This is a genomic window from Streptomyces sp. NPDC048671, assembly GCF_055587045.1.
Genome location: NZ_JBVJHB010000003.1, coordinates 388,232 through 410,072, shown reverse-complemented (window position 1 = coordinate 410,072; position 21,841 = coordinate 388,232). Strand labels below are relative to the sequence as shown.

General features: G+C 68.2%; 13 protein-coding genes and 1 pseudogene. 11 read left to right on the top strand and 3 right to left on the bottom strand.

The genetic code is table 11. The annotated features are described in order from the left end of the window. The first annotated feature begins 268 nt into the window (after positions 1-268). Together yicI and ACZ6S6_RS08735 are read left to right on the top strand one after the other, a co-directional pair. Positions 269-2,524: an alpha-xylosidase gene (gene yicI / locus ACZ6S6_RS08740; protein ID WP_469704445.1), complete on the top strand. Its 2,256-nt coding sequence runs from the start codon at positions 269-271 to the stop codon at positions 2,522-2,524. Positions 2,525-2,742: 218 nt separating this feature from the next. After that, positions 2,743-3,387, top strand: coding sequence for a histidine phosphatase family protein (locus tag ACZ6S6_RS08735; RefSeq protein WP_469704444.1), 645 nt, complete (start codon positions 2,743-2,745; stop codon positions 3,385-3,387). 151 nt (positions 3,388-3,538) lie between these two features. Here the strand turns inward: ACZ6S6_RS08735 and ACZ6S6_RS08730 are convergent. Continuing rightward, a pseudogene (locus ACZ6S6_RS08730) lies at positions 3,539-3,889 on the bottom strand (transposase); the annotation flags it as partial. Between the two features lie 282 nt (positions 3,890-4,171). Between ACZ6S6_RS08730 and ACZ6S6_RS08725 the strand changes: the two are divergent. Both ACZ6S6_RS08725 and ACZ6S6_RS08720 read left to right on the top strand, forming a co-directional pair. Next, positions 4,172-5,668 carry a hypothetical protein gene (locus ACZ6S6_RS08725; protein WP_469704443.1) on the top strand — a complete coding sequence of 499 codons (1,497 nt, stop codon included), beginning with the start codon at positions 4,172-4,174 and terminating at the stop codon, positions 5,666-5,668. A gap of 201 nt (positions 5,669-5,869) precedes the next feature. After that, complete coding sequence (locus ACZ6S6_RS08720) at positions 5,870-6,934, top strand: lytic polysaccharide monooxygenase auxiliary activity family 9 protein (protein WP_362965892.1); 1,065 nt, start codon at positions 5,870-5,872, stop codon at positions 6,932-6,934. 217 nt (positions 6,935-7,151) lie between these two features. Here the strand turns inward: ACZ6S6_RS08720 and ACZ6S6_RS08715 are convergent, their stop codons facing one another. Next, a complete protein-coding gene (locus ACZ6S6_RS08715) occupies positions 7,152-7,820 on the bottom strand; it encodes a type 1 periplasmic-binding domain-containing protein (protein WP_362965894.1) in 669 nt (222 codons plus the stop codon). A 238-nt stretch (positions 7,821-8,058) separates the two neighbouring features. Between ACZ6S6_RS08715 and ACZ6S6_RS08710 the strand changes: the two genes are divergently transcribed. The 3 genes from ACZ6S6_RS08710 (at position 8,059) to ACZ6S6_RS08700 (ending at position 12,527) form a co-directional block, all read left to right on the top strand. Then, entirely contained in the window at positions 8,059-9,270 is a 1,212-nt protein-coding gene (locus tag ACZ6S6_RS08710) for a HupE/UreJ family protein (protein ID WP_362965896.1), read from the top strand. A gap of 138 nt (positions 9,271-9,408) precedes the next feature. Next, positions 9,409-11,385, top strand: a complete 1,977-nt coding sequence (locus ACZ6S6_RS08705) for a purple acid phosphatase family protein (protein ID WP_469704442.1) — start codon at positions 9,409-9,411, stop codon at positions 11,383-11,385. 74 nt (positions 11,386-11,459) lie between these two features. Continuing rightward, the gene (locus ACZ6S6_RS08700) at positions 11,460-12,527 is read left to right on the top strand and encodes a WxL protein peptidoglycan domain-containing protein (protein WP_469704441.1); all 1,068 of its coding nucleotides are present in this window, start codon (positions 11,460-11,462) and stop codon (positions 12,525-12,527) included. Between the two features lie 87 nt (positions 12,528-12,614). On the opposite strand, the gene ACZ6S6_RS08695 is transcribed toward ACZ6S6_RS08700, so the two are convergent. Then, a complete protein-coding gene (locus tag ACZ6S6_RS08695; protein WP_469704440.1) occupies positions 12,615-16,460 on the bottom strand; it encodes a GH92 family glycosyl hydrolase in 3,846 nt (1,281 codons plus the stop codon). Between the two features lie 503 nt (positions 16,461-16,963). Between ACZ6S6_RS08695 and ngcE the strand changes: the two genes are divergently transcribed. The 4 genes from ngcE to ACZ6S6_RS08675 all read left to right on the top strand — a co-directional run bounded on the left by ngcE (position 16,964) and on the right by ACZ6S6_RS08675 (position 21,820). Further along, positions 16,964-18,406, top strand: coding sequence for an N-acetylglucosamine/diacetylchitobiose ABC transporter substrate-binding protein (ngcE, locus tag ACZ6S6_RS08690; RefSeq protein ID WP_362965904.1), 1,443 nt, complete (start codon positions 16,964-16,966; stop codon positions 18,404-18,406). Between the two features lie 50 nt (positions 18,407-18,456). Beyond that, positions 18,457-19,380 carry a carbohydrate ABC transporter permease gene (locus ACZ6S6_RS08685; RefSeq protein ID WP_362965906.1) on the top strand — a complete coding sequence of 308 codons (924 nt, stop codon included), beginning with the start codon at positions 18,457-18,459 and terminating at the stop codon, positions 19,378-19,380. Between the two features lie 145 nt (positions 19,381-19,525). After that, entirely contained in the window at positions 19,526-20,407 is an 882-nt protein-coding gene (locus tag ACZ6S6_RS08680) for a carbohydrate ABC transporter permease (protein WP_362965908.1), read from the top strand. A 213-nt stretch (positions 20,408-20,620) separates the two neighbouring features. Further along, positions 20,621-21,820 carry an ROK family transcriptional regulator gene (locus tag ACZ6S6_RS08675; protein ID WP_123463186.1) on the top strand — a complete coding sequence of 400 codons (1,200 nt, stop codon included), beginning with the start codon at positions 20,621-20,623 and terminating at the stop codon, positions 21,818-21,820. Positions 21,821-21,841 lie beyond the last annotated feature (21 nt).

Below are 21,841 nucleotides of genomic sequence, written 5' to 3'. Positions count from 1 at the left end.
GCTGCCGTCCGACCGATTTGTTTGCTGGCAGTACTAATACGGCATCTTGGCGTTTGTTTCTAGACCCTTCCTGTGGCAATCCCGTCACGTAGAGCCAACCTGAGCGTGCGCCGGGAGGTTGTTGGTTGGAGATCCAGGTGGGCCGCACCGCCAATTTCGGCACTGTCGAAGCGCTTCGAAAATTATTTGTTTTGTGTACGATCAAAACCGGAACAGGACTCCTGACGACGCACCCAGAACACCCCCGTACCGGCTAAGGAAGACCCCCATGAAGTTCACCGACGGCTTCTGGCAGATGCGAGACGGTGTGGACGCCTCGTACGCCACCGACCTCCGTGACCTGCGGATCGACGCCGACCGACTCACCGTTCACGCGGCCGTCAAGCGCGTGACACGGCGCGGTGACACGCTCAACGCGCCCCTGATCACGGTGGAGGCCTACGCCCCCGCCGAAGGTGTCATCGGGGTCCGCGTCACCCACCTCGCGGGCAAGCGCCGCCCCGGCCCGGACTTCGCCCTGCCCGGCGCCACCGAGGACGCCACGGCCACCACCCGTGACGCCGGCCCCGCCGCCGAACTCACCAGCGGCCCGCTCACCCTCCGGCTGCCCACCGGGGGCGACTTCGGCCTGGAGTTCCTGGACGCGGACGGCCGGCTCCTGACCGCCGCCGGGCGCAAGGGCACCGCCTTCGCCACCGTGCGGGACGGCAGCCACCACATGTTCGCCCAGCTCGCCCTCGGTGTCGGCGAGACGATCCACGGCCTCGGCGAGCGGTTCACCCCGTACGTCAAGAACGGCCAGGTCGTCGACATGTGGCAGGCCGACGGTGGCACCAACAGCGAACAGGCGTACAAGAACGTCCCGTTCTACCTGTCCTCGCGCGGCTACGGCGTCTTCGTCAACCACCCCGGCAAGGTCTCCTTCGAGGTCGGCTCCGAGGCCGTCGGCCAGGTGCAGTTCAGCGTCGAGGACCAGGTCCTGGAGTACTTCGTCGTCGCGGGCCCCACGCCCAAGGACGTCCTCACCCGCTACACCGCGCTCACCGGCCGCCCGGCCCTGCCCCCGGCCTGGTCGTTCGGCCTCTGGCTGACCACCTCGTTCACCACCGACTACGACGAGGCGACCGTCACCTCCTTCGTGGACGGCATGTCCGAACGCGGCATCCCGCTCTCGGTGTTCCACTTCGACTGCTTCTGGATGCGCGAGTACCAGTGGTGCGACTTTGAATGGGACCCGGACACCTTCCCCGACCCGGTCGGCATGCTCACCCGGCTCAAGGAGAAGGGGCTGAAGATCTGCGTCTGGATCAACCCGTACATCGCGCAGAAGAGCGCCCTGTACGCGGAGGGCGCCGACAAGGGCTACTTCGTCCTCACCTCCGAGGGCGACATCTGGCAGTGGGACAAGTGGCAGGCCGGCATGGCGCTGGTCGACTTCACCAACCCCGAGGCCACCGCCTGGTTCCAGAGCAAGCTGAAGACCCTTCTCGACCAGGGCGTCGACGGCTTCAAGACGGACTTCGGCGAGCGCATCCCCACCGATGTCGTCTGGCACGACGGCTCCGACCCGGAGCGGATGCACAACTACTACACGCACCTGTACAACAAGGCCGTCTTCGAACTCCTGGAGAAGGAGCGCGGCCAAGGCGAGGCGGTCCTGTTCGCCCGCTCCGCCACCGCCGGCGGCCAGCAGTTCCCCGTCCACTGGGGCGGCGACTGCTGGTCCTCGTTCGGCGCGATGGCCGAGTCGCTGCGCGGCGGCCTCTCGCTGAGCCTGTCCGGCTTCGGCTTCTGGAGCCACGACATCGGCGGGTTCGAGGGCACCCCCGACCCGGCGGTCTTCAAGCGCTGGCTCGCCTTCGGCCTGCTCTCCTCGCACAGCCGTCTGCACGGCTCCTCGTCCTACAGGGTGCCGTGGGAGTTCGGCGACGAGGCGGTCGCGGTCGCCAGGCAGTTCACCGAGCTGAAGCACCGCCTGATGCCGTACCTGTACGGCGCGGCCGTCGAGGCCCACCGCACCGGCGTCCCCACCATGCGGCCGATGCTGCTGGAGTTCCCCGACGACCCGGCCACCCGCACGGTGGACCGCCAGTACCTGCTGGGCCCCGACCTCCTGGTCGCGCCGGTCTTCAGCGAGGACGGGCAGGTCGAGTACTACGTCCCCGAGGGCACCTGGACCCACTTCCTGACCGGCGAGACGGTCACCGGGCCCGGCTGGCACCACGGCACCCACGGCTTCGACAGCCTCCCGCTCCTGGTCCGCCCCGGCGCGGTCCTGCCGCTGGGCGCGGACATCTCCCGCCCCGACGGCGACTGGACGCAGAACCTGGAGCTGCGCGTGTACGCCCCCGAGGGCCTGGGCGACTTCACCCGCACGGTGACCGTCCCCGACCTCACCGGCGCCCCCGCCGCCACGTACCACCTGGTCCGCGAGGACGACACGCTCCGCGTCACGGCGGACACGGACCGGCCGTACGAGGTCGTGGTCGTCGGCGGGACCGCGTTGGACGTCACCAAGGGCTGAGCGAGCCGGACCGGACCGCCCTGCCCGGCCCGATCCGACAGGCCGGCCGGGCAGGGCGCGGCGGTATCCGGGTGTCTCCGGGCGCGCCGCCGCCCTCGCCACGGCCGGAATGCGATCGTGGATCAGCGGGTTCGAACCGCTGACAGCGTGTGAAGCCGCCCGGTCCCGCCGGGCGGCTTCGGTGAGCGGAAACGGCACAGAGAGCGGATGGCCTTCACATGGGCGAGTTGATCCTGATCCGGCACGGCGAGACCGAGTGGTCCCGCAACGGACAGCACACGAGCCACACCGACCTGCCCCTGACGCCCCTCGGGGAACGCCAGGCCCGCGCCCTCGCGCCGCTGCTCGCGGACCGCGACATCGCCCTCACCCTGGTCAGCCCCTCCGTACGGGCCCGGTGCACCGCCGAACTCGCCGGGCTCGCCGCGCCCCGGGTCACCCCCGAGCTGCGCGAGTGGGACTACGGCGGCTACGAGGGCATCACCACCCACGACATCCGGCTCACCCGCCCCGGCTGGAACCTCTGGACCGACGGCGTCACCGCAGGCCCCGAGGCGCATCCGGGGGAGACCCCCGCGGAGGTGGGGGAGCGGGCCGACCGGGTGCTGGCGGAGGTCCGGGAGGGGGCCGAACGGACCGGTGACGAGGACATCGTGCTCGTCGCCCACTCCCACTTCCTGCGCGTCCTGACCGCCCGCTACCTCGGCCTGACCCCGGCCGAGGGCACGCTCTTCCAGCTCGCCACCGGGGCGGTGTCCCGGCTCGGCCGGGAGCACGGCCAGCCGGTCATCACGGCGTGGAACGTGACCCTGCCGGAGAGCCTGTTCCCCACGGCCGTTCCGGAGACACCGGAGCGGGCCTGAGGCTGAACGGGCGGGTCGCCGTCGGTTGTGCGGAATGTCTGCGGGAAGAACATCGAAGGCACCCGCGCGGAAGCTCCCCGGCGGGACATGGCAACAGGGCCCTGGAACCCGTGACTTGAGGCTTGAAACACCTGATGGCTGGTTTCCGCGCAGGAAACCAGCCATCAGGGATATTTGCGCCAGCTGCGCCTAACTGCTGCGCATGGCCGACGGCGGCCTTCGCGCCGGACTCCTCCCACGCCTTGCAGTCGTTGCGGTTCCCGGGTAGAGGATGGCCGACCACGACGACCAGGCAGGTGTCGGCGTCGATGACGACCTGGTGGTTGGTGGAGTATCGGTAGTTCTTGGACTGTTTGGCTATGGAGTGATCACGGGTGGGCACCATGGTGCCGTCCACGATCAGCACGGTGTCCTTCGCGAACCGCTTGCGGGGCTGGAGGGTGAGCATCGGCCCGAGGTGATCGATGATCCGGCTTGCCGGGGATTTGAAAACCCCGAATAACCCGTCACGCCCGCGATCCCTGGCCGTGCCATGACTTGCATGATCTTGCTTCGCCTTGTACGGACCATCCCGACTTTCCCGACAGGGCCTGAACCAGCCAGCTGAAATCCAGAGCGTCCGACGAGCCTGAACCGAGCCCTGCTCACTAAGATCATTTGGGGCGTTGGGCCTTGGCCGCTGATACATTGATCGGCTGGCCTTGTCGTCGGCATCGCGACGGTTCCGCATCGCTCCTGAAGGAGCTGTCAGGCCGGTCCGCGCGATCCATCTCCTGGGGGCAAGGTGCGGGACAACTTCGGGCCGCTGTCGGACCTTTCTGATGTTGAGGAGGTCGCCGAGGCGATCGTGTGGGTGCTGAGCCAACAGCTCGTCGACTATGAACCGCGGACTGAACCGGCCGACCGCCTCGTCTTCGTGCTGGGCGCGACCCTGGAGAGCGGAGGAACCGGTGTCGATGACATTGACGACGTCCTCCGTGATGCCTACCGGCGCGCCCCCGACCGGCCTCGCGCTGACTGGGAGGCGGAGGTCGGATTCGACGCGATCGTGGAGACGGCCCACCGGCTCATCGCCTCCAGAGGAAGGCCCGACACCCAGGTCGAGGGACCCGCCACCCTGGAGATGCTGGTCCGCGACGAGACGCCCCATGAGGTGCTTAGGAGGCCGCAGGGCGAGAGCGTGACATACAAGGTCAGAACCGCGGCCGGGGAGTGCACGGTCACCGTGGGGCCCCCGTCGATTGATCTGCTGCTGCGTCTGGCGCTCCGCCGCGTCGGCTTCGAACGAACGGAGTTCCTGGACCGGCAGCGTCTGTTCCAGTTCCTGATCGAACAGGAGGAGAAGAAGGGGCTCGCCGAGGGTGCGCGTACCCGCGTGTCCGCAGTGCGTCTGCTGCGCGTCATGGCCCGCCCAGAGCTCGTCTCCCTACGTCTTGAAGGTCCTCGCGGAACAGGTACAGACGAGCTTGAGAAGCTGGCGACGAGCTTCCGCACGCGCCTCGCTTATGAGAGCGACGTGGTTCTCGCCCCGGTTCTGGACGTCGACCGTCTGGAGAGCTCTCCTTCACAGCCGCGGTTCATACGACAGCTGCATGGTCGGGCAGCGGAGTTCGTCGACGCCATCGGTCAGGGGAGCCCCACCGGCCACATGGGTGACCGGCTCCTCGGTGCGCTCGCTGCTGCGGATGAGGAGTTGTCCCTGAGGTATCTGCGGGCGATCGCTGCGGACAACCCCTTCGCCGCGTTCATGGGGTACTACCACGTGCTCGAGTACCAGATGGAGGAAGCGTGGTTCGAGAATCTGAGCCGGAGGGTCGCGGCCGTCGGGGGTGTTCTGCAGCGCCCCGTCGACGGCATCCGCAAGGCCGCGAAGCAAGCCCGTGACCTGCTCGGCGTGAAGGACGACGAGGTGAGGTTCACCGAACTGAGGGCCGTGCAGGATCTACTCGAAGTCTCCCTCGACGTGCGCCGGCTTGCCGCCGACCTCAGTCGGCTCGACATGCGCGACGTGGGCACTGTCGAGTACTTCGCTGCCGGGAACCTCCCCTTTGTCGATGTCCCCCACTTGGAATTCACGAGCCCACTCGACGCGGATGGAGAGGCGAGGCTGAAGCGCGAGACGGCATCGCGCATATACATCGTCCGCTGCGCGATCACCCACAGCAAGGCTTCCACCCGCCGCTACAGCCCCTACACCGACGACCTCCATCTTGCCCGCGAGGTTCCGCTGGTCCGTGTCGCCGCGGAACAGCTCCTGATCCCGCCGGATCAGCTCCTCTGAGAGGCGCCCTGGCCCCTCGGCTGCGGCATGAGCGGAACGTGGCGCCCGCCCGCCCCGTCCCGCCGGCGCCCGCCCCGGACCCACCCGCGGCAGCGGGCGCCGAAAACCGGAACCGGGGCCGTTTACAGTCCCGCTCCGCCGCGCTAGCCTCCCCGGGCAGTGGGAGCGCTCCCAAGCCATCGCAGCGAAGGGACCTACATCGTGATCGACCGATTACTGGCCTCTACCCGGCCCAGAGCACTGCTTCTGACCCTGCTCGCCCTCCTCACGACCCTCCCCGCCCTCGGGCTGGTCGTCGTCTCCTCCGGCGGCCGGGCCGAGGCCCATGGCACGCCGATGAAGCCCGCCAGCCGTACCTTCCTGTGCTGGCAGGACGCTCTCACCGACACCGGGGAGATCAAACCCGTCAACCCCGCCTGCCGGGCCGCCGCGCAGGAGAGCGGCACCACGCCGTTCTACAACTGGTTCTCCGTGCTCCGCTCCGACGGCGCGGGCCGCACCCGCGGCTTCGTGCCGGACGGTGAGCTGTGCAGCGGCGGGAACCCCAACTTCACCGGTTTCAACACGCCCAGCGCCGACTGGCCGCTGACCCATCTGACCTCGGGTGCGACCGTCGACTTCGCGTACAACGCCTGGGCGGCGCACCCCGGTTCGTTCCACGTCTACATCACCAAGGACGGCTACGACCCGACGCAGCCGCTGACCTGGGACGATATGGAGGACGCGCCCTTCCTCGACGTCGATCACCCGCCGCTGAACGGGACTCCGGGGACGGTGGAGGCCAACTACTCCTGGTCCGGGACGCTTCCGGCCGGCAAGGACGGCCGCAACATCATCTACATGGTGTGGGAGCGCTCCGACAGCCAGGAGACGTTCTACTCCTGCTCCGACGTGGTCTTCGACGGGGGCAACGGTGAGGTGACCGGGGTCAAGGACCCGACGATCCCGACCGAACCGCCGCCCGGCCTGTGCACCGCGACGCTAGCCACCACCGGCAGCTGGAGCGGCGGTTACCAGTCCGAGGTGACCGTCACCAACACCGGTGACGTACCGATGCTCGGCTGGATGGTCGGCTGGACCCAGCCGGACGGGCAGAGCGTGGACAGCCTCTGGAGCGGTGCGATGACCGTCCAGGGCCAGGACGTGATGGTCCACAACGTGGACTGGAACGGATCCCTCGACCCGGGGCAGTCCGCGACCTTCGGGTACGTTTCCACCGGAGGCGACCCCGATCCCGCCACCGAACTCGCCTGCACAGTGGGGTGAGGAACGCGGACGGCCGGCATCTCGTGGGGGGATACCGGCCGTCCGTGCGCGATCCTTCGGCGATGAGACCGGCCGTCCGTGCGCGATCCTTCGGCGATGAGACCGGCCGTCCGCGCGCGATCCCTCGGCGATGAGACCGGCCGTCCGTGCGCGATTCCTCGGCGATGAGACCGGCCCCACGTCGTGTCCGCGAAGTCCCGTCCGGCCCCGCGGCCCCCTAGAACTCGTCCAGCCACACCACGATCCCGGTGTGTCCCGTCAGTACCGCCGCGGCGCCGGCCCGGATGGCCGCCGCGCAGCGGGCGTCGGTGAACGAGGCCGGGTCGTACGTCGATGACATGCCGAGTCCCTCGCCGCGGAACGAGGCCCCCGACCAGTCGACCGCCGTCACGTTCTCGGTGGGTTCGGCGAGTTCCGCGCCCACGACCAGGAACTGCTGGGCGAGATGGCTCGGGCTGACCGTCGTCAGGGGATCGATGAGGTCGTTGCCCGCGCTGACGACGAGATCCGGGTGCAGCTCCAGGGCCCGTTCGACGGCGGGCAGGAGGTCGGCGGCGCCGGACGCGGTCACGGTGCGCAGGTCCACGTCCGCGTCCTTCGCCCACGCCTTCACCGCCTTCGCCAGGGTCTTCGCCGGGCGGTCGCCGCCCGCGCTGAGCAGGACGACACGGGTGCCGGGCGCGGGCCGGACCCCGGACCACGAACCCGGGCCCGGCGTGATCGTCGACTCCGGTGCGGGCGACCTGCCCGGACCGGTGAAGCCCGCACCCAGCGCGCCGACGGCGGAAGGGCTGGGGCGCCGCTGCGACCAGTCGTCGCCCGAAGCGCATCCGGTGAGCAGGGCGGTGGCCACCACCAGTACGGCGGCGAGGGGCGGGCGGTGCAAGGCGATCGTCCTCCGGGAGGGAAGCGTGGCGGCTGCCCGGCGAGGAGCTGGACGGAGCCGGGCGGGGAGCTGGACGGAGCCGGGTGCGGAGCGGCTTTTCCCACATCCTGCGCGTCCGTTCCACACGATCTCCATCGATCCGGCCGCTTTCGAACGTTTGTTTTCTCATGGTTCGCTGACCGGTCGTCGTCGGTTCATCCGCGACCAGCACGGTGCACGGGTAACCCCAAGGAGACTCATGTCGCACCGTGTCCGCCGCCTGCTGCTCGTTTTCGCCGCGGCGGCCTTCCTCTTCCTCGGCCTCGTCAGGCCCGCCGCCGCCCATGGCTTCACCTCCGTCGTGTACGCGCACGTCACCGCCGACGGTGACGGCCCGCTCCGGACCGAACTGAAGCTGGAGTACGACCTGCTCGTCGTCTCGGCCGCGGACGCGGGTTCCGACGACCCCCTCTTCCGCGCCGGAACCGACGCGTTCGAGGACGGGGACGCCCGCGCCCGCGCCGCGGCCCTCGACTCCCACCGCGAGACCGTCGTCGACTACGTCACCCAACGCTTCTCGGTCACCACGGGTGGCACCGCCTGCGAGCCCGCTCCCGTCGGCGGGTTCCGGATGGGCACCGAGGAGGGCGTGCCCTACGCGCTGATCGCGCTCGACTGGACCTGCGCCGGACACGGCACCGGCGACCACGAGATCCGCAGCGCCCTCTTCCCCGACCCGGAGGGCTACGTCAAGGGAACAAAGACGATCGTCACCTACGACGTCGACGGCCGTACCGGCAGCGCCGCCCTCGACAGCGGGCACCCGTCCTTCCCGATCAGCCAGTCCTGGACGGAGCGCTTCTGGGAGTTCTTCCGCCTCGGCGCCGAGCACCTGCTGACGGGCACCGACCACATCCTGTTCCTGCTCGCCCTCATCGCCGGATCCCGGCGCCCCCGCGAAGTCGTCCTCGCCGCCACCGCGTTCACCCTCGCCCACTCGGTGACGTTCCTGCTGGCCGCCCTGGGGCTGGTCGACGTCCCCGCGGGGCTTGTGGAGCCCGTCATCGCACTGTCCATCGCCGTGGTCGCGGGCTGGCACCTGTGGCGCCTGCGAGGGGGCGGCGGCCAGGTCATGGAACTCCGGGCGCCGGGCGGGAGCCGGTTCGCCCTGGACCGGGCCGGGTGGACCCGGCTCGGCGTCGTGTTCTGCTTCGGGCTCGTGCACGGCCTCGGCTTCGCGGGCGCCCTCGGCATCGAGGCCTCGTGGTCCTGGACTCTGCTGTGGTCCCTGCTGGTGTTCAACATCGGCATCGAGGCCGTCCAACTCGGCTTCATCGCCGTGCTGTTCCCGCTCCTCCTGCTGCTCGGACGCCGATCGCCGCGGGCCGCCCGGTGGGTCACCGGAGCGCTGTCGGCGGGGGTGGCCGCGATGGGCCTCGCCTGGTTCGTGCAGCGCGTGACCGAATCGTAGGAACCGCAGGTCAGCGCTGATGTTCAGCCTCCACCCTCATCGCATTCGCGGGCCGTTCACCTCGTGCGGAGAACTTGGTGTCCTCCTTCGCGTGTGCACTTCGTGCCCACCGTTTGTACACAAAAGAATCGATACTTCATGAGAACGAACGCTTCCCAGCGGGCCCGAGGGCCTGTGCGGCACCGTGTGGCCACCGGCGCCACCGCCGTCCTCCTCGGTCTGGCCGTGGCCTTCGCGGGCGGGCAGGCCTCGCCCGCCGCCGCGGCCGAATCCGCCACGCTCTCCGGGATCGTCCTGGGCGTCGGCGCCAACGAGACCCAGCGCACCGTCAGCTGGTACTCCTCCGCCGACACCGCCCAGAAGGTCCAGCTCGCCCCCACCGCGCAGCTCACCGGTGGCGAGTTCCCCGCCGGCTCCGCCGTCTTCGACGCCCTGGGCGCCAAGAACATCGCGGCCAGCGGCGGTTACAACCGCAGCGCCACGCTCACCGGCCTCAAGGAGAACACCGCTTACTCCTACCGCGTCGGAACCCAGGGCAACTGGTCCAAGGCGTACTCCTTCGCGACCCAGGACTTCGAGGGCGAGTACGACTTCCTGTTCCTCGGCGACCCGCAGATAGGCTCCTCCGGGGACCTGGCGCAGGACCAGGCCGGCTGGCAGGACACCCTGGACGTGGCCACCAAGGCCAACCCGAAGGCCGAGATCCTGGTCTCCGGCGGCGACCAGGTCGAGAGCGCCAACAACGAGTCCCAGTGGAACTCCTTCCTGGCGCCCGACCAGCTGCGCCAGTACCCCTGGGCCGCCACCATCGGCAACCACGACGTCGGCGGCAAGGCGTACGAGCAGCACTTCTCGACGCCCAACACCGACAACTCGGGCGCGCTGTACTCCAACGGCAACCCGGCGTCCGACACCTCGGGCGGCAACTACTGGTACATCTACAAGGATGTGCTGTTCATCGACCTCAACAGCAACAGCTACGCCACCTCCCAGGGCGGCGGAGGCGACGAGGCGCACACCAAGTACGTCACGGACGTCATCAACGAGCACGGCTCCGAAGCCAAGTGGAAGGTGCTCGTCTACCACCACTCGATCTACTCGCCGGCCTCGCACGCCAAGGACAAGGACAACAAGGCCCGCCGGGTCGACTTCCCGACGACCTTCTCCAAGCTGGGCGTCGACATGGTCCTCCAGGGCCACGACCACAGCTACTCCCGCAGCTACCTCATCAAGAACGGTGAGAAGGCCGATCCCGGGGAGCAGCCCGGCGCGGCCGACGTCTACCCCGGCCCCGGCGGCGTCCTCTACGTCACGGCCAACTCGGCCTCGGGTTCGAAGTACTACGACATCACCCAGCCCGACTCCAGCGGCACCAGCGGCGCGGGCAACGGCGCCGACCCGCTGAACCCGGACAGCTACTGGTACAACTCCGTCCAGAACCAGGAGCACGTCCGCAGCTACGTCAAGGTCCAGGTGCGGGACGAGAAGCTCGTCGTGGAGAACATCCGCAGCGGCAGCTGCGACGCCCCCAACTCCCAGGTCTCCAAGGGCGACTGGTGCAAGAACACCACCGCCGCCCAGCCGGTCGGCTCGGTCGTCGACAAGGTGAGCGTCCACCCGTACAACGGTGACGGCCAGTCCCTCCAGGTGAACGTGCCGAAGCCGGCTCCGGGCGAGTTCGGCTGGACCATCGACGGCTACAACGGCCTGGTGGACCTCGGCACGGCCAAGGAGGAGAACGGTGACCACTTCACCGCCTCCGGCAAGATCAACCCGATCCTCGTGTCGGACACCCGCCGGTCCCTCTCCCCGTGGGCGGTCTCGGCCGGCGTGAGCCAGTTCAAGGACGCCGAGAAGACCTTCGAGGGCTCCTACCTCGGCTGGTCGCCGTACCTCCTCGACCAGGGCGCCGGAGCCAAGGCCGGTGCGTCGGTCCCCTCCGGCTACGGCGGCAAGGGTGACGGCCTGGCCCTCTCCCGGGGCCTCGGCTCCGCGCCCCAGGGGCACGCCCGCGGCACGGCCAAGCTGGGCGCCGACCTCGATCTGAGGATCCCGGACTCCGTTCAGAAGGGCGGCTACCGGGCCACCCTCACCATCACCGCGCTGAGCAGCTGACCCTCCCCGCTCCACCGGCGTGGCAGGCTCCGGTACGCCGCAGCCTGCCACGCCGCCGTTCCGAGAGAGACCCCATGCACGCAGTGGCACCACCTCGCCGCACCGCCGCCGTCCGCACCGCACTCCTCGTCCTCCTCGCGGCCCTGGCGTTCGGCACCTCCACCGGCCCGGCACGGGCGGCCGAGGGCGACGTCACCTGGACGGTCCGGACCGCCGCCAACGACTACGGGGAGGACCGGTCGAGCTTCGGCTACGCCGTCAACCCCGGCGGTGGAGCCGAGGATGCCCTGGTCGTGGCCAACCACGGCACCGACCCGTTGAACCTCGCCGTCTACGCCGCCGACGGCTTCACGGCGGAGAAGGGCCAGCTGGACCTCCTCACCGAGGGGAAGAAGTCCCGCTCCATCGGCTCCTGGGTCCGGGCCGGCCGCAAGAGCGTCCGGATAGCCCCGGGCAAGAGCGCCGAGATCCCCTTCACCGTCAAGGTCCCGGACAACGCGACCCCCGGCGACTACGTGGGCGGCATCCTGACGTCGCTCAAGCAGTCCGACGACACCGAGGGCATCGCCGTCGACCGCCGCCTCGGCATCCGGATCAAGCTGCGGGTCAGCGGCGCCCTGCGGCCCGCACTCGCCGTCGAGGACGTGCACGTCGACTACCGGGGTTCCGCGAACCCGTTCGCCTCGGGCGACGCCACGGTGACCTACAGCCTCCACAACACCGGCAACGCGCTGCTCTCCGGCACCCAGAAGGTCACCCTCAACGGCCCCTTCGGGACACTGAGCACCGATGCCGGCACCGTCGCCGCGCCGCCGGAGCTGCTGCCGGGCGAGCGCTGGAAGGTCACGGTCCCCGTCCACGACGTCACCCCGGCCGTCCGGCTCACGGCCACCGTCGCCGTCACCCCGCTCGTCACCGACGCCGCCGGCTCCACCACCGCACTCGACCCCGTCCGGACCACGGCCCACGGCTGGGCCGTTCCCTGGACCCTCCTGCTGCTCCTGGTCCTCCTCCTGGGCGCGGCCGCGGCGGGGTTCGTGCTGCGGCGACGGGCGCGCGTCCGCCGCGCCCGGCGTGAGGAGGAGCGGGTGCGTGAGGCGGTGGAACAAGCCCTGCGGGACAAGACCGACCAGCTCTCCTGAGGGCCCGGAGCGGGCCGGCCGGCCGCGCACACGGGAACGGGCCGCCCGGTGTGCGGGCGGCCCGTCCTCATGCGTTCGGCGGAGGACTCAGGAGATCAGCTCGATCTCCGCCAGCGTCGCCGCCCGCGTGTTCACCAGCCGGTACTTCGCGTACGCCTTCGGCGCCCGCACCGAGAACACCCGGGTCTGCTTGTCCCAGGCGAAGGTCTGGCCGGACCGCTTGTCGAGGTCCTTCCAGGAGGTGCCGTCCGCCGATCCCTGCAGCACCCAGCCCGTCGGGGCCTTCGCCGCCGTGTCCGAGGTCAGCGTGTACTGGACCGCCTTCGTGCCCGCGGGGGCCGGCAGCTCCACCGACTCGACCGATGCCGAGGTGGCCGAGGTGTTGTCGAAGAGGGCGCCCGCACCCTTCAGGACGTCCTTCTTCGGCGACGCCACCTCGTCGTCCTTGGTGATGGAGACCGGTGCCGCGTTCTTGCCGGTGCCCCAGGCCGACGGCTTGGAGCCCATGTCGAAGTCCAGCACGCCGCCCTTGGCCAGCAGGTCGTGCGGCAGCGAGGTGGACGTCCACTTCTTGCCATTGACCTTCAGGCCCTGGACGTAGATGTTCTTCGCGCTGTTCTTCGGTGCCTTGACGACCAGGTCGCGGCCGTTCTCCAGGTGCACCGTGGTCTTGGTGAACAGCGGGGAGCCGATCGCGTACTCGCCGCTGCCCATGACCAGCGGGTAGAAGCCGAGCGAGGAGAAGAGGTACCAGGCCGACTGCTCGCCGTTGTCCTCGTCGCCGTGGTAGCCCTGGCCGATCTCGCTGCCCGTGTACAGGCGGCCCAGGACCTCGCGGACCTTCTCCTGCGTCTTGTACGGCTGCGAGGCCGCGTCGTACATGTACGTGACGTGGTGCGCGACCTGGTTGCTGTGGCCGTACTGCCCCATCCGTACGTCACGGGCCTCCGTCATCTCGTGGATGACGCCGCCGTAACTGCCGACGAACTCCGGGCCCGCCGTCTCGGGGGTGGCGAAGTACGTGTCCAGCTTCTTGGCCAGACCGTCCCGGCCGCCGTACAGGTTGGCGAGGCCCTTGCTGTCCTGCGGGGCGGTGAAGGCGTAGCCCCAGCCGTTGGTCTCGGTGTAGTCGTAGCCCCAGACCCGCGGGTCGTACTGGTCGGACGGCAGCCGCCAGTCGCCCTTGGCGTCCTTGCCCTGGAAGAAGCCCGCCTTGTCGTCGAACAGCTCGACGTAGCTGCGGGCCCGGTTCATGAAGTACTCGGACTCGTCCTTGTAGCGCTGCTTGTGCGTCTTCTTGTAGAGCGCCTCGCCCATCTGGGCGATGCCGTAGTCGTTGACGTAGCCCTCCAGCGACCAGGACAGGCCCTCGTGCGTGCCGGTGTTCGCGTAGCCGACGAACGGAGAGGTCTCCATGCCCTTGCGGCCCACGCCCGAGGACGGCGGGACGACCGTGGCGTTCTTCAGGGCCGCGTCGTACGCCGCCTCCGCGTCGAACTTCACGCCCTTGACGTACGCGTCGGCGAACGCGACGTCCGACGAGGTGCCGGTCATCAGGTCCGAGTAGCCGGGCGAGGACCAGCGGGAGATCCAGCCGCCGTCCTTGTACTGCTGGACGAAGCCGTCCACCATCTCGCCGGCCTTCTTCGGCGTGAGGAAGGAGTACGCCGGCCACGTCGTCCGGTAGGTGTCCCAGAAGCCGTTGTTGACGTACACCTTGCCGTCGACGATCTTGGCGCCGGTGTGGGTCGGGGTGTCCGAGCCGACCTGCGGTGAGAACGGCGAGGCGTACTTGTCCTTGCCGCCGACCTTCTCGAAGCCCGAGTTCGGGTAGAGGTAGAGCCGGTACATGCTGGAGTACAGCGTGGTCAGCTGGTCGGCGGTCGCGCCCTCGACCTCCACCTTGCCCAGCAGGTCGTCCCAGGTGTCCTGGGCCTTGTCCTCGACCCGGCCGAAGGAGCGCGAGGCGGGGATCTCCGCGGCCAGGTTCTGCTTCGCCTGGTCGATGCTGATCAGCGAGGTGGCGAGGCGCAGGTTGACGGTGCGGTCCTTGCCCGCGTCGAAGCGGAGGTAGCCGGTCACGTCGTCGCCACCGCCGCCGGAGAGCTTCCCGCTGCTGGTGACGGGGGCGTCGAAGACGCCGTACACGAAGAGCCGGGTGGCACCGGTCGAGCCGCCGCTCTTCACGTCGGAGAACCCGGTGAAGGAGCTGGTCTTCGGGTCGAGGGTGAGCCCGCCGTCGTTGGAGACGTTGTCGAAGACCATGCTCGCGTCCTTGCCCGGATACGTGAACCGCATCCGCGCCGCGTGGTCGGTCGGCGTCATCTCGGCCTTGAGGCCGTTCTCGAACGTGACCCCGTAGTAGTGGGGCCTCGCCGTCTCGTTCTCGTGCTTGAACGGCAGGGCGCGTGCCTCGCGGGAGGCGTCCGGGGTGCCGGAGGCCGCCGACGGCATCAGCTGGAAGGTCTGCCGGTCGCCCATCCAGGGGCTCGGCTCATGGCTGGCGCTGAAGGCCTGGAGGGTGGGCAGGTTGTCCTCGTTGTTGCCCTTCGCGTAGTCGTACAGCCAACTCGTCGATCCGGCGTTGGTCACCGGGGTCCAGAAGTTGAAACCGTTGGGGACCGCGGTGGCGGGGAAGTTGTTGCCCCGGGAGAAGCTGCCGCTGGAGTTGGTGCCGCGGACGGTCGAGGCGTAGTCCGAGAGGTGCGCCTTGCGCTTCTCCGGCGCCTTCGGGGCGATCTTGACGTCGTCGATCCAGCCCTGGAACTTCGACGGTCCCTTGGGGGAGTCGTACGCGACGAGGATCCGGTCGACCGTCTTGCCCGCCGCGACCGTGCCGATGCGCGCGTCGACCTTGTTCCACTGGTTGACGTACAGCCGCTTGGCGTCGGCCTGGCCCTGCGGGGTCAGCGGACCGCCGTTGGAGTCGGTGGCGTGCAGCTCGCTCAGGTACGTGCCGTCGGTGAACGCCAGGTCCACCGCGACGTGCGTGGCGGGGTACGACAGGTCCGTCTCGCCCATCTGGGGGTAGACCAGGTAGGACAGCTCGGTGTCCCGGGTGACGGCCGTGTTGACGTCGAAGACCTTGTTGTACGAGTAGGCCCGGCCGTCCGCCTTGTGCGTACCCGCGTAGCGCAGCGCCTTCTTCCCGGTGAAGCCCGCGCCGGCCTTGGCGGTGGGGGAGCCGGAGGGGCCGCGGTCGATCTGGCTGCGCATGTCGTCGGGGGCCGGGGACGAGGTGTCCCCGTCGGAGAACTGGACGTCGGCGAGCTGGGTCGCGTCACCGGCGCCGTTGTTCTTGGTGATGTCCAGGCGGAAGTGCTGGTAGGCCTTGTCCGTCGTGAAGTCGTACGACTTGGTCTGGAAGCGCTCGGAGAAGGTCTGGCCGGTCCGGGAGTCCAGGTCCGTCCAGCTCTTGCCGTCCTCGGAGCCCTGGAGCGTCCAGTCCTTCGGGTCCCGCTCGTCGTGGTCGTCGGCCGAGGTCAGCGCGTACGTGACGACCTTGACCGGCTCGGCGAGGTTGAACTCGGCCCAGGCGGTGGGGCTGAACGACAGCCACTTCGTACCGGATTCACCGTCTACGAGGTTTTCCTTCACCTCGCCGCCGCCGGTGTTCTCATCGCTCGCGCGGACGTCTGTGACCTTGTCGGTGACATTGCCCGGTATTCCGGCGGAGAAGCCGCCATCGATACCGGATGTCCGCTTCTTTCCGTCAGGGCCTTCTTCGACGGTATTGCGCCAGTCCGGCTGCTTCTCGTCAGCCTCGAAGGATGAACTGAATACCCGGTCGCCCGAAGGCTTATGACCCTTTTCTCCTGACCCGGCCGACTGAGCGGCGGCCGCGGTGGGGGCTGTCACGACCAGGACCAGTGAAGCCGCGATCAGCGCGGCCGTACTGTTTTGTCTCTTGCGAGAACTGTGTCGGGGCTGCATGCCGAGCCATTCCTCCCGAGGAAGTGCGCTTGGACAACGTTGTCAGAAGCGTGCGCAGGAACCAGTAGGAAGTGAAGTGGCTGGTGGTGTCAAGGGTGTTGGATGGAAGCGCGCGGTCGAATCGACCGTATTGCGGAAATCGTTACACCCGGAGGAGGCCGCGCGGTGCCGAAGTATCCGCGAGGTCTCAACTCGGGAAAGACTGCCGCTCAAACCTGCATTCGATCTTGCTCAGTTGGCTGCAAGTGGACTATACCTGTCGGCATCTGCACAGCATTTTTTCAACTGTGCGAACAGGGGGGACAACGGGGGCATGGCAACTCGACGCGCCACAGGTGCGTCGGCTGGCCGGTCCCCCTGCGCCCCCCACTGCAATGGCTAGCCTGAAATCTGCACCACCCAAGCGCAACTGACCGCGGTGGCGGGGCCCTTCGCCTGAGGCGAATATCGATGGGCGACCGGTACAACACCGCCTGAGTCCTGTAGAAGGCGAGGACTTGAGCATGCGATCCACCTCCGCCCACAAGAATGAGGGCCTCGGCCGTCGCGACGTGATCAAGCGGTCTGCCGCACTCGGTCTGATCACCGTTCCGACGATGAGCTTCCTGTCGGCGTGTGCGAGTAGCGACAGCAGCAGTGACGACACGGTCAAGAAGGGCAAGACCAGCGCGAAGAACCCGCTGGGCGTCAATGACACGGCCGGTCTCGACGTGGTCATCTTCAACGGCGGCTTCGGCGAGCAGTACGCGATCGACGCCGAGAAGCAGTACACCAAGGGCTTCCCCAAGGCCAAGGTCAAGCACACCGCGACGCAGAAGATCCAGTCGCAGCTGCAGCCGCGCTTCAACGGTGGCACCCCGCCGGACCTGATCGACAACTCGGGCGCCGAGCAGATGGACATGGGTGTCCTCGTCGGCAAGAAGCAGCTGCTCGACCTGACGCCGCTGATGGACGCCCCGTCCTTCGACGACCCGGCCAAGAAGGTCCGCGACACCCTGCGCCCGGGTGTTCTGGAGATGGGTCAGTTCGACGGCGACCCGGTCTGGATCATGTACTACGCGTACACGGTGTACGGCGTCTGGTACTCGCAGACCGCGCTCGAGGGTCTGGATGCCCAGTACCCCGAGAACTGGGACGACATGCTCGCCCTGTGTGCGAAGGCGAAGAAGAAGGGCATCGCCGGCTGGACGTACGCCGGTAAGTACCCCTACTACCTTCCGTTCTCGCTCTACCCGTTCATCGCCAAGATCGGTGGCCGGGAGGTTCTCGACAAGATCGACAACCTGGAGCCGAACGCCTGGAAGGACCCGGCCGTCAAGGCCGCGTTCGAGGCGTACTACGAGCTGCAGCAGAAGGGGTACATCCTCAAGGGCACCGCCGGCCTGACCCACATCCAGTCGCAGACCGAGTGGACCAAGGGCAAGGCCCTCTTCATCCCGAACGGTTCGTGGGTGGAGAACGAGGCGGCGCCGACCACGCCCAAGGACTTCAAGATGATGGTCGGGGCGCCCTCCGGCCTGGACTCGTCCGACAAGCTGCCCTTCGGCACCGTCTGGGCGTCCGGCGGCGAGCCGTTCATCGTCCCGGCCAAGGCGAAGAACCCCGAGGGCGGCATGGAGCAGCTGCGCATCATGCTCTCCGAGGAGTCCTCGAAGAACTTCACCAAGCAGGTCAAGTCGCTGAGCGCCTACAACGGCGGCACCGACGGTCTGACCCTGTCCACGGCCATGCAGGCCGGCGTCGACGTGCTGAAGAAGGCCGGCGACAACGTGGTGAACCCGCGTATGCAGGACTGGTACGCCAAGCTCCAGAAGGAGCAGATCGGTTCCGGCCTCGGCGAGATGATGGCCGGGCGTATGACGCCCGCAGAGGCCATCAAGAAGATCCAGGGCTACGCGGACGCCGCGGCCAAGGACCAGTCCATCAAGCACTACAAGCACCAGTGAGTAACCGTCACCAGCGGCGGCACCCGCGGAAAGATCGGGGTCGGTAAACGATGCAGCACGGCAGGTACCGCTTCATTGTGGGGTTCTTGGTAGTCCCACTGGTGTTGTACGCGGTCTTCGTCATCTGGCCGTTCATCCAGGCCATCTACTATTCGTTCACGGACTGGACCGGTCTGAGTCCCGACTTCAAGATGGTCGGGTTCGACAACTACACCAGGATGCTGAAGGACGACATCTTCTGGAAGTCCTTGCAGCACAGCCTGCTGCTTGTGCTGCTGCTGCCGCTGGTGACGCTGGGCCTCGCGCTCTTCTTCGCCTTCATGCTCAATGTCGGAGGCCGGCGGCGCAAGAACGCCGCGGTCTCCGGCGTGCGGGGCTCGGAGTTCTACAAGATCGCCTACTTCTTCCCGCAGGTGCTTTCGATCGTCATCGTCGCCCTGCTGTTCCAGTTCGCGTTCAACCCGCGCAGTGGAATGCTGAATGCGGCGCTCAAGGGAGTCGGGCTCGGCTCCATTCAGCCGGACTGGCTGGGCGATCCGAGCCTGGCGCTCATCTGTGTCATGTCGGTGCTGATCTGGTCGACCGTCGGATTCTTCGTCGTCCTCTTCTCCGCCGGAATGGCCTCGATCCCGAAGGACTTCTACGAGGCGGCGCTCCTGGACGGGGCCAGCCGCGTCACGACGTTCTTCAAGATCACCCTGCCGCTGCTCTGGGACACCGTGCAGTCGGGCTGGGTCTACATGGGCATCCTGGCGCTCGGGGTCGAGGCGTTCACGGCCGTACAGGTCATGACCGTGGGCCCCGGTGGTCCCGACTACTCGACCACCGTCCTGCCGTTGTACGTCTACCAGACGGCCTTCCGTGACGGTCAGGCCGGATACGCGACGACGATCGGTGTCGGACTGCTCATCATCACCATGGCGTTCGCCGCCATCGTGATGCGACTGGGTCGGCGCGAGCGGCTGGAGTTCTGATGCCGCGCTCCCCGGGGCGCGGCACCCGGATCCCCAGCAGGCAAGACAGCCCGGCCCCGGCGGCCGGCTCGACAGTAGTACGAGGTGAGCACACGTGAAGGCCACAGACACCCCTCCCGCGGATGCGGTGAAGGAACCGGCCCCCGTGTCCAAGGAGCCCGTGCGGGGCGTCAAGGGGAAGAGCGCCAAGGCGAAGAGCGGCGAGGGCAAGGTCCTCAACGTCTTCTCGCACGGCGTGCTGGTCATCTGGGCGATCCTGGTGGTCATGCCGCTGCTCTGGGCGATCATGGCCTCGTTCAAGACAGATGACTCGATCCTGTCGACGCCGTGGGCGCTGCCGGACAAGCTTCACTTCGAGAACTGGTCGCGTGCCTGGAGTCAGGCACACATGAGCGATTACTTCTTGAACACCATCCTGGTGGTGGGCGGCTCGCTCATCGGCACCCTGCTGCTCGGCTCGATGGCGGCGTACGTGCTGGCGCGGTTCGACTTCCCCGGGAACCGCTTCGTGTACTACCTGTTCATCGGCGGGATGAGCTTCCCGATCATCCTGGCGCTGGTCCCGCTGTTCTTCGTGATGAACAACATGGGCCTGCTGAACACGCGGCACGGACTGATCATGGTCTACATCGCGTACTCGCTGCCGTTCACCGTCTTCTTCCTCACTTCGTTCTTCCGCTCGTTGCCGAGTTCGGTGGCGGAGGCGGCGATGCTCGACGGGGCCTCGCACACCCGGACGTTCTTCCAGGTGATGCTGCCGATGGCGAAGCCCGGCCTGATCAGCGTCGGTATCTTCAACTTCCTCGGGCAGTGGAACCAGTACCTGCTGCCAACGGTTCTGAACACCGATCCGAAGTACCGGGTGCTCTCCCAGGGCCTGGTCGAACTGGCCAACGGGCAGGGCTACAAGGGCGACTGGTCCGGTCTCTTCGCCGGCCTGGTGATGGCGATGCTGCCGGTCCTCGCGGCCTACATCATCTTCCAGCGCCAGGTGGTGGCAGGCCTGACAGCGGGAGCGGTGAAGTAACTCCTCGAACGCTCGCACCGAACGACCGAACCGCCCGCCGGCATCCTCGCCGGCGGGCGGTTCGTCTGTGTTCGGGGGAGTTCGCCGACGTCGTCGTGCGGGGGTCCCGTGCTCATCCGAGGCTTCGACTGCTCAAGGTCTTGACGGGGGGTACCCCAAAACGCTCAGCTTAGAGTTCACATGTTGGAGAATATGGCAGGAGTGAGAGAGTCGATGGAGACTCCGGGGTCGCAGACATCTCTGCATCGCGCCAACCTTGAGCGGGTAGTGCGCGCCGTACGTATGGCGGGTTCACTCACCCAGGCGGAGATCGCCAGGAGCACGGGCCTCTCCGCGGCCACCGTCTCCAATATCGTTCGCGAACTGAAGGAGGGCGGCACGGTCGAGGTGACCCCCACCTCGGCGGGCGGCCGCCGCGCGCGCAGCGTCTCGCTCAGTGGTGACGCGGGCATCGTCATCGGCGTCGATTTCGGACATACCCACCTTCGGGTGGCGGTCGGCAACCTGGCCCACCAGGTGCTCGCCGAGGAGTCCGAGCCGCTGGACGTGGACGCCTCGTCCGCCGAGGGCTTCGGACGGGCGGAACAGCTGGTCAACCGGCTGATCGAGACGACCGGGATCAGTCCCGGCAAGGTGATCGGGGTCGGTCTCGGTGTACCCGGCCCGATCGACGTCGAGTCCGGCACGCTGGGCTCCACGTCGATCCTGCCGGGCTGGACGGGCATCAATCCCAGGGAGGAGCTGGCCGGACGCCTCGGGGTGCCGGTCTACGTCGACAACGACGCCAACCTCGGGGCGCTGGGGGAGCTGGTCTGGGGGAGCGGCCGGGGGGTCAGGGACCTGGCGTACATCAAGGTCGCGAGCGGTGTGGGTGCCGGTCTGGTGATCGACGGGCACATCTACCGGGGCCCCGGTGGCACGGCCGGCGAGATCGGCCACATCACCCTCGACGAATCGGGCCCGGTCTGCCGCTGCGGCAACCGGGGGTGCCTGGAGACGTTCACGGCCGCGCGGTACGTGCTGCCGCTGCTCCAGCCCAGCCACGGCCCCGATCTCACCATGGAGCGGGTGGTCCAGCTGGCCCGTGAGGGCGATCCGGGCTGCCGCCGGGTGATCGGCGACGTCGGGCGGCACATCGGCAGCGGGGTGGCCAACCTCTGTAATCTGCTCAACCCCAGCCGGGTGGTGCTCGGCGGTTCGCTCGCGGAGGCGGGCGAGTTGGTCCTCGGGCCGATCCGCGACTCGGTCTCGCGCTACTCCATCCCCAGCGCCGCACGGCAGCTGTCGGTGCTCCCCGGGGCCCTCGGCGGCCGGGCGGAGGTGCTGGGCGCGCTCGCCCTCGTCCTGAGCGAGATGGGGGATTCAACCCTTTTGGAGAGCACCCTCCCCGCTGCGACTCCTGCCTTCACTTAGATAACGAATGGCACCGTTGTC